This is a genomic window from Aeromonas sp. LsrichE-8G (assembly GCF_022869435.1).
Classification (GTDB): domain Bacteria; phylum Pseudomonadota; class Gammaproteobacteria; order Enterobacterales; family Aeromonadaceae; genus Aeromonas; species Aeromonas caviae.
In genome coordinates this window covers 1-7,005 of record NZ_JALIHH010000126.1, presented here as the reverse complement: position 1 = coordinate 7,005, position 7,005 = coordinate 1, and the positions used below count along the sequence as shown (strand labels likewise).

Genomic DNA, 7,005 nt, shown 5'->3' with positions numbered 1-7,005 from the left:
AGTTGGACAAACAGGCAGAGCAGTTCAAGTTACCCGCCCGCCGAGAACGAAGTTACCCAAGGTGCATCAAAGCCAAACCACAGAAGTATGCGACGAGAAAACCTAGTAAAAACAATGCCAGTCAGGCTTAACTGACTGGCATTAGGATATATTCCCGCTTTTTTTTGGTCGCGATTTAAAGGGCGACGTTCCTGAATAAAGGGAGGCCGACAAGGGATAAAAAGAGACGGGCATATCACCTCCACCCGTTCGCCGTGACAGGAAAACGGGGGAGAGCTATTTCACGATGCGATCGGCCAGGGTGCCGACGGCCACCACGAAATAGGGGGAGCGATTCCAGTGACGCAGTACCCGGTAATTGTCATAGGCAAGGTAGCTTCGCCCGTGAATATCGTCGGGGCGGATGAGGGAGGCCTGCATGTCGACCGCAGGCAGAGGTGAGCCGTCCTGCTGGCGAACCCCGAGGGCCTGCCAGGTCGCCAGGGACTTGCGGGTATCAAGTCCCAGCAAGGCGGGGTCCAGGCGTTCTGGCACCCTCACCCGCCGTCCCCAGGTCTGGTCTTCGCGCCAGCCGTTCTGGCTCAGATAATTGGCAGCCGATCCAAATACATCCGCGAGATTGCCCCAGAGATCCTTCTTGCCGTCCCCGTCCTGATCCACCGCGTATCGCAGGAATGACGAGGGCATGAACTGCACCTGTCCCATGGCCCCCGCCCAGGATCCCTTGAAGTTGGCGGGGTTCACATGTCCCTGCTCCAGAATGCGCAGGGCATCGAACAACTCGCCTTTGAAGAAGGCTTCACGGCGACCGTCCCAGGCCAGGGTCGAGAGAGAAGAGATAAGGGGATAATGGCCGGTTATTTTGCCGAAATTGGTTTCAATTCCCCACAAGGCAACAATAAAGCGGGGCTGTACCCCATATTCCCGGCCTATTTTTGTGAGCAGCGGCAAATGCTGGCGATATAAGGTTTGGGCTTGCTTGACTTTCCATTCCGGCACCGCCCGGGGAATATATGTGTCCAGGGTCAGTTTGAATTCCGGCTGATTTTTGTCGTGCCTGATGACGGCATCGACAAGGTGGACATCCGCAAAGGCCGCACTCACCGTCTCGGGCAACATGCCCGCCGCCAGCGCCTGCTCTTTGAGGCTTGCCACGTACTGGTCAAAATCGGGGCCGGCCTGCACCGGCGATCCCGACAGGGCGCCTGACAACAGCAGTGCCAGCCGCCCCGCCCTCATCGTGCGCCCTTTAATTGCGCCTTGTGCTGCTCCAGCAGGTTTTCCGGTGGCGGTGGCACCTGCAGATAAAAGCCCTGGCTCTTCAGGGCGGCCATCACCCGCTCCGTGGAGGCCAGCCCCAGGGGCTTGGCCGGGTCCAGCTTGGTCATCAGGACCAGTTCGGGACGCCCGAAGGTACTCATCAGCACCTCGGGAACGCGGGAAAAGTCCTCTCTTCGTTCAATAAAGAGATAGGTCTCGGCTTTTTTGCGACTTTTATAGACTGCACACAACATGGAAATTGATATAATCCGACGGGTTTATTGCCTCTGGTGGTGGCAAACTATAACATCAGGAATTGAATAACAATAACGTATTACCGTCTCGGTTCGGGGAAGATTCATGGTTGAACGCGATAACGAATTGAAAGGGACCACCTTCACTATTTCTGTGTTGCATCTCAGCGATGGCAATCCGGCCCGGATCCGACAACTGCTGGAGGCCAAGGTCGCGCAGGCCCCCCAGTTTTTTAATTGTGCCCCCCTCGTCCTCAATGTGGAACGCCTCGAAGCGATCCCCGATTTCGAACAGCTCAGGGAGCTGGTTGAGTCGGAAGACTTCGTGCTGGTCGGGATCACGGGGGCGCGGGACGAGGCGATGAAGACGGCCGCCAAGGCGGCAGGCCTCGCCGTCATGGTGTCAGGCAAGAGCCGCAAGGCAGAACCTGAGCCGACGCCGCCAGTGCCAGAGCCCAAGCCAGTGGAGGCCGCACCGGTTCCCCCGGTGCCAGCGCCCGTGGAGGCAAGCAAGGTCCACGTGGGCCCGGTGCGCTCCGGTCAGCAGATCTATGCAGCCGGCACCTCGCTGGTGGTGCTGGGCTCGGTGAGCCCTGGCGCCGAAGTCATCGCCGATGACAGCATCCATGTTTATGGTGCCCTGCGTGGCCGAGCCATCGCAGGGGCCAAGGGCAATCCCAAGGCCCGCATTTATTGCCAGCAATTGCAGGCCGAGCTGCTCTCCATCGCGGGCACCTTCCAGCTCAGCGATGCATTGCCTGCAGGCGTGATACAAGAGCCGGTCCATATCCGGCTCGACAATGAACAACTTCGTATAGACCGAATCAAATAGAGTTACAAGGAAGCGAGAATGGCGCGAATCATAGTCGTTACATCGGGCAAGGGTGGCGTTGGCAAGACGACAACCAGCGCGGCACTGAGCACCGGTCTGGCCCAGCGTGGCCACAAGACCGTGGTCATCGATTTTGACATTGGTCTGAGAAACCTGGACCTCATCATGGGTTGCGAGCGGCGCGTGGTCTATGACTTCGTCAACGTCATCAACGGGGAAGCCAACCTCAACCAGGCCCTCATCAAGGACAAGCGTTGCGAAAACCTGTTCATCCTGCCCGCCTCCCAGACCCGGGACAAGGATGCCCTGACCCGTGAAGGGGTGGAGAAGATCCTGGATCAGCTGGCGGAGATGCAGTTTGACTACATCGTCTGCGACTCCCCCGCTGGTATCGAATCCGGCGCCCTGATGGCGCTCTATTTCGCCGACGAGGCCATCGTCACCACCAACCCGGAAGTCTCTTCCGTGCGTGACTCGGATCGCATCCTCGGTATCCTGGCCTCCAAGTCCCGCCGTGCCGAGCGCGGTGAGGATCCCATCAAGGAGCACCTGCTGCTGACCCGCTACTGCCCGACCCGCGTCAACCGCGGCGACATGCTGAGCGTGCAGGACGTACAGGAGATCCTGGCCATCAAACTGCTCGGGGTGATCCCGGAGTCCCAGGCGGTGCTGCGCGCCTCCAACTCCGGCGAGCCGGTCATTCTGGACAAGGAGTCCGATGCCGGTCAGGCCTACGAGGACGCCGTCGCCCGCCTCTTGGGTGACACCAAGGATTTCCGTTTTCTGGAAGAAGAGAAGAAAGGCTTCTTTAGCCGACTGTTCGGGAGTTAAGCATGTCATTATTGGATTATTTTCGTTCCAACAAGAAACAGAACACCGCACAACTGGCCAAAGAGCGGTTGCAGATCATCGTGGCTCACGAGCGTTCATCCAGAGGGGGGCCGGATTACCTGCCCCAGCTCAAGCAGGACATCCTCGACGTGATCCGCAAATACGTGCAGATCGACCCGGACAAGATCACCGTCCAGCTTGATCAGAAGAGTGACGAATTGTCGGTGCTGGAGCTCAACATCACCTTCGCCGACGACCAGAAGAAGGGATGAGCTGACGCACCATGCGCGACCCCTTCCCCCAATGAAGACCGGATCCTTTCCCAGGATCCGGTTTTTTAATGCCTGGCGTCCCGGCATCTCGCCAAGGGCATCAGGGCCAGCTAGAATACCGCGCACCCCGAGGCGCTGCCGACGGGCTTTCCCTCCCCCCTTATCTGGAACACGGCTCTTATGTCTTTGAATGACGAAATGCACAGCGTCGAGGAACTGCTCGACACCGCCCTCGAACTCTTCATGGAGCTGGCCTCCGACAACCTGCCCGAGCAGGAGATCGTCCGCTTCAATCAGGAGTTCAACGACCGCGGCCTGCTGGCGGAGACCGATCCCGCCGACGACTGGGCGGCCGACGTGGGATTCGAGGTGAGCGACGCCGACTATGCCGAGATCTGGGTCGGCCTTGGCAACGAACAAGAAGAGTACGAGCACCTGTTTGCCCGCATGCTGCTCTCCCGCCGCGTCGACGAGAAGTTCTGCCACATCGAATGGCTGCCCCAATAATTCCGGATCCCGATGATCCTGGCCACTATGACTGGGACGGCGGGCCCGCGCCCGTGAGGCCTTCGCGCAAACGGCGACTGCTGGGCTGGCTCGGCAAGCTGCTGCTGGCCGCCTTTGCGAGCACCATCGTCTCGGTCGCGCTGCTGCGCTTCATCGACCCTCCCATGTGGACCTGGCGCCTCGAACGCGCCCTGTTTCCCCCTGCCAAGGTGGCCGAGGTGAAGCACGACTGGGTGCCGCTTGAGCAGATTTCCCGGGAGCTGCAACTGGCGGTGATCGCCGCCGAGGATCAGCGCTTTGCCGAACATCACGGCTTTGACATGGACGCCATCAGCTCGGCCCTCAGGCACAACCAGCAAAGCGGGCGGGTGCGCGGTGCCAGCACCCTCAGCCAGCAGACCGCCAAGAACCTCTTCATGTGGAGCGATCGCAGCTTCCTGCGCAAGGGGATAGAGGCCTGGTTCACCCTGTTGATGGAGCTGGGCTGGGACAAGTCCCGCATTCTCGAGGTCTATCTCAACATCGTGGAGTTCGGACCCGGCATCTATGGCGCCGAGGCGGCCGCCAGGCACTACTTCGGCAAACCGGCGATACGCCTCACCCGCTACGAGGCCTCCCTGCTCGCCGCCGCCCTGCCCAATCCCTGGCGTTATCGGGTCAAGCCCCCCTCACCCTATGTGCAGCAGCGCTCGGCCTGGATCCGTCGTCAGATGGGTCAACTCGGGCAAGTCACCCTGAACCGGGTTCACGGCACAGAGTAGCGCCATCCTGCGGATCAGAGGCGGGCCCCAGATGGCCGCCGACGGTTTCCCGATGAAGGGGCAGATAGTGCCACCACCAGGTTTCGCGCCGCCGCTTGATCTGCCTTCTGTACTGTCGTCGCTTCATCTTGCCAGGCCGCCCCGTCACGCCGCCCCTGCTGGCGGCTCTGTTAACCTTATCCCCTGATCCCGCCATTTGACAGCACGGCATCACCGCCCCCGGGCTGGCTGCCCATCCCAATACTTGTTAAAGTGGCGAACCTGGACGTATCTGGAGTGATTTCATGGAACAACGTAGCCCGGATCAGCTGGTAGAGTGGGCCTATGATCAGTTTCTGGAGCAGGCCGCCGACATGCTGGCCCCCGAACAAATCGTCGACATCACCCTCGAGTTCGAGCAACGTGGCGCGGTGGAGGCAACCCTGCCCAATGCCGACTGGTCAACCGAACTCGGCGAGCCGGTGGACATGGCACGTTGGGCCGAGGTCTGGGTCGGCTTGCTGGATCATCAGGACGAGTTCGAGGTGATCTACGCCACCTTCCTCCTCCCACGGGATCAGAGCGAGCACGACGTGCATATCCGCTGGCACCGCCAGCAACAGGCATAAGAAAAGGCGCCCCAGGCGCCTTTTTCGTTTTTTGCGCTGCCCGAGTCAGGGGCGTGCCGAGATGGCCTTGGCCAGACAGCGGCGACACCAGCAGGCGCTGGCATCGCTCATGGGCAACGCGGGAAGCTGGTTGCACCAGCAGCGCTCGATGGGTTCCCCCGCCGACACGGCGCAGAACGCCGGCTCGCCGCAGCCCGGGCAGGCATGAGTGCTCTTCGAGCCATCGAGTTCGGCCATGCGGGCCAGCTGGGCCTCGCTGTCCATGGTGGACCACTGGCCTATCTCGGTCACGGTGCGGCCACAACCGAGGCAGAGCCCCTCTTTGGCCCGGCAGTCACCGATGCAGGGACTCGGCAACTTATTCGTCCCCTGCCGGCGTGTCGGAGCCCACGAGGCGGATGCTGTGCTCCTCGATGACGATCTTGCCCTGCTTGTAGAGGCCGCCGATCGCTTTCTTGAAGGTGCCCTTGCTCATGCTGAACATCTTGTAGATGACGTCAGGCTCGCTCTTGTCTCCCACCGCAAGGCTGCCCCCCTGCTTTTGCAGGCGCAGCAGGATGCGCGCACCAGCGTCATCCATCCGGGCCAGCCCCGGCTTTTGCAGGGTCAGGTCCAGTTTGCCATCTTCGCGCACCTGCTTGACCCAGGCGGTCAGCGGCCGGCCCGTCATCACGCGGCCGAACACCTCGTTCTTGAACAGCATGCCGGCGTACTGGCCATTGACCACGGCCTTGATGCCAAGGGGGGTGTGTTCCCCCGGCAGCACCGTCACCTCGTCACCGCTCTTGAAAGGGGGGTCGATGCGCAGGAAGCGCTCCAGACGGCTGGTACCGACCATGCGCCCTTCGTTGTCCAGCATCAGGTGCACCAGATAGACATGGCCCACCTGCATCGGCTTGTTCTGCTCGCGGCTTGGTACGAAGAGATCCTTCTTCATGCCCCAGTCGAGGAAGGCACCAATCTTGTTGGCATTGACCACCTTGAGACCGACGATGTCCCCCACCATGGCGAAGGGCTTGTCGGTGGTGATCACCGGCTCGCAATCCGCATCCAGATAGAGGAAGACGGACACCTCGCTCTCCTCGGCAACGCCTTCCGGCAACTGGCGCCTGGGCAGCAGCAGCTCGCCGTATTCCCCCGCCGCCAGCCAGGCGCCGCGCTCCTCGATCTCGACGACGGTCAGGGTGTTCATCTTGCCAATCTGTAACATGGTGATCTCTTCTTTCAATATCCGGATGGGCCCATCTCATGGAAGACCCGTCATATAGAGGTGCATCGCCTCCGTCGGATGAGAGAGGACGGGGCCGATTTATGTCATGCAGGCGCGCATGTTACCCCAGAGCGGCAGCAGGACCTAGCCCCTCCCCCCTGTGTCTGACCTCTTTTCCCGCTACCGGGCGGCCAGATTGACGATATTAGCAGCATTCAGTTCCCCCTTTGCTGCAAATAACCCCACTTTTAGGTAGACTTCGCGGCCGTCAAATCCAGAGGAAGCGTCGATGAACCCAGCCACTCGTACCCGTCATCTCAATCATTGACATCCTCCCCCACCTTAGCGCTTCGCGTCACAGGAGGGGGATCCCCATTACTGGGTGATAGCTGCTCGCGCAGTACCGGGTTCCTGCTTCATCGGGCGGCCTGATTGCACCGCGCCTCCACAGGCTAAAACGGCGTGTCCCG

General features: G+C 60.7%; 10 protein-coding genes. 6 read left to right on the top strand and 4 right to left on the bottom strand.

Translation table 11 applies throughout. The features are described 5' to 3' along the window. Positions 1–276: 276 nt before the first annotated feature. Positions 277–1,239 carry a lytic murein transglycosylase gene (locus tag MUW49_RS17050; protein ID WP_103243177.1) on the bottom strand — a complete coding sequence of 321 codons (963 nt, stop codon included), beginning with the start codon at positions 1,237–1,239 and terminating at the stop codon, positions 277–279. Then, the gene (locus tag MUW49_RS17045) at positions 1,236–1,514 is read right to left on the bottom strand and encodes a YcgL domain-containing protein (protein WP_029314494.1); all 279 of its coding nucleotides are present in this window, start codon (positions 1,512–1,514) and stop codon (positions 1,236–1,238) included. Before MUW49_RS17045 ends, MUW49_RS17050 begins: the two co-directional genes overlap by 4 nt. Positions 1,515–1,620: 106 nt before the next feature. Here MUW49_RS17045 and minC point away from each other — a divergent pair, with 106 nt between their 5' ends. The 6 genes from minC (at position 1,621) to MUW49_RS17015 (ending at position 5,325) form a co-directional block, all read left to right on the top strand. Next, positions 1,621–2,346, top strand: coding sequence for a septum site-determining protein MinC (gene minC, locus MUW49_RS17040; protein WP_039039101.1), 726 nt, complete (start codon positions 1,621–1,623; stop codon positions 2,344–2,346). Positions 2,347–2,364: 18 nt separating this feature from the next. Continuing rightward, complete coding sequence (gene minD / locus MUW49_RS17035; protein WP_010674647.1) at positions 2,365–3,177, top strand: septum site-determining protein MinD; 813 nt, start codon at positions 2,365–2,367, stop codon at positions 3,175–3,177. Positions 3,178–3,179: 2 nt separating this feature from the next. Next, positions 3,180–3,449 (top strand): cell division topological specificity factor MinE, encoded by a 270-nt coding sequence (minE, locus tag MUW49_RS17030; RefSeq protein WP_010674646.1) that lies wholly within the window; start codon positions 3,180–3,182, stop codon positions 3,447–3,449. A gap of 180 nt (positions 3,450–3,629) precedes the next feature. After that, positions 3,630–3,956, top strand: coding sequence for an HI1450 family dsDNA-mimic protein (locus MUW49_RS17025; protein ID WP_029314491.1), 327 nt, complete (start codon positions 3,630–3,632; stop codon positions 3,954–3,956). Positions 3,957–4,009: 53 nt separating this feature from the next. Next, positions 4,010–4,717: a monofunctional biosynthetic peptidoglycan transglycosylase gene (gene mtgA / locus MUW49_RS17020; RefSeq protein ID WP_113979241.1), complete on the top strand. Its 708-nt coding sequence runs from the start codon at positions 4,010–4,012 to the stop codon at positions 4,715–4,717. A gap of 284 nt (positions 4,718–5,001) precedes the next feature. Next, positions 5,002–5,325, top strand: a complete 324-nt coding sequence (locus MUW49_RS17015; protein ID WP_010674643.1) for an HI1450 family dsDNA-mimic protein — start codon at positions 5,002–5,004, stop codon at positions 5,323–5,325. Positions 5,326–5,370: 45 nt separating this feature from the next. Here MUW49_RS17015 and MUW49_RS17010 read toward each other — a convergent pair whose 3' ends face one another. Then, positions 5,371–5,682, bottom strand: coding sequence for a DUF1289 domain-containing protein (locus MUW49_RS17010; RefSeq protein ID WP_010674642.1), 312 nt, complete (start codon positions 5,680–5,682; stop codon positions 5,371–5,373). Between the two features lies 1 nt (position 5,683). Further along, entirely contained in the window at positions 5,684–6,553 is an 870-nt protein-coding gene (locus MUW49_RS17005; protein ID WP_010674641.1) for a S1-like domain-containing RNA-binding protein, read from the bottom strand. Between the last annotated feature and the right edge of the window lie 452 nt (positions 6,554–7,005).

Bases quoted from the DNA above. Each gene is read 5' to 3' on its own strand.
- minE (WP_010674646.1), top strand. From the start codon at position 3,180: ATGTCATTATTGGATTATTTTCGTTCCAACAAGAAACAGAACACCGCA.
- minC (WP_039039101.1), top strand. From the start codon at position 1,621: ATGGTTGAACGCGATAACGAATTGAAAGGGACCACCTTCACTATTTCT.
- MUW49_RS17015 (WP_010674643.1), top strand. From the start codon at position 5,002: ATGGAACAACGTAGCCCGGATCAGCTGGTAGAGTGGGCCTATGATCAG.
- MUW49_RS17025 (WP_029314491.1), top strand. From the start codon at position 3,630: ATGTCTTTGAATGACGAAATGCACAGCGTCGAGGAACTGCTCGACACC.
- MUW49_RS17050 (WP_103243177.1), bottom strand. From the start codon at position 1,239: ATGAGGGCGGGGCGGCTGGCACTGCTGTTGTCAGGCGCCCTGTCGGGA.
- minD (WP_010674647.1), top strand. From the start codon at position 2,365: ATGGCGCGAATCATAGTCGTTACATCGGGCAAGGGTGGCGTTGGCAAG.
- MUW49_RS17045 (WP_029314494.1), bottom strand. From the start codon at position 1,514: ATGTTGTGTGCAGTCTATAAAAGTCGCAAAAAAGCCGAGACCTATCTC.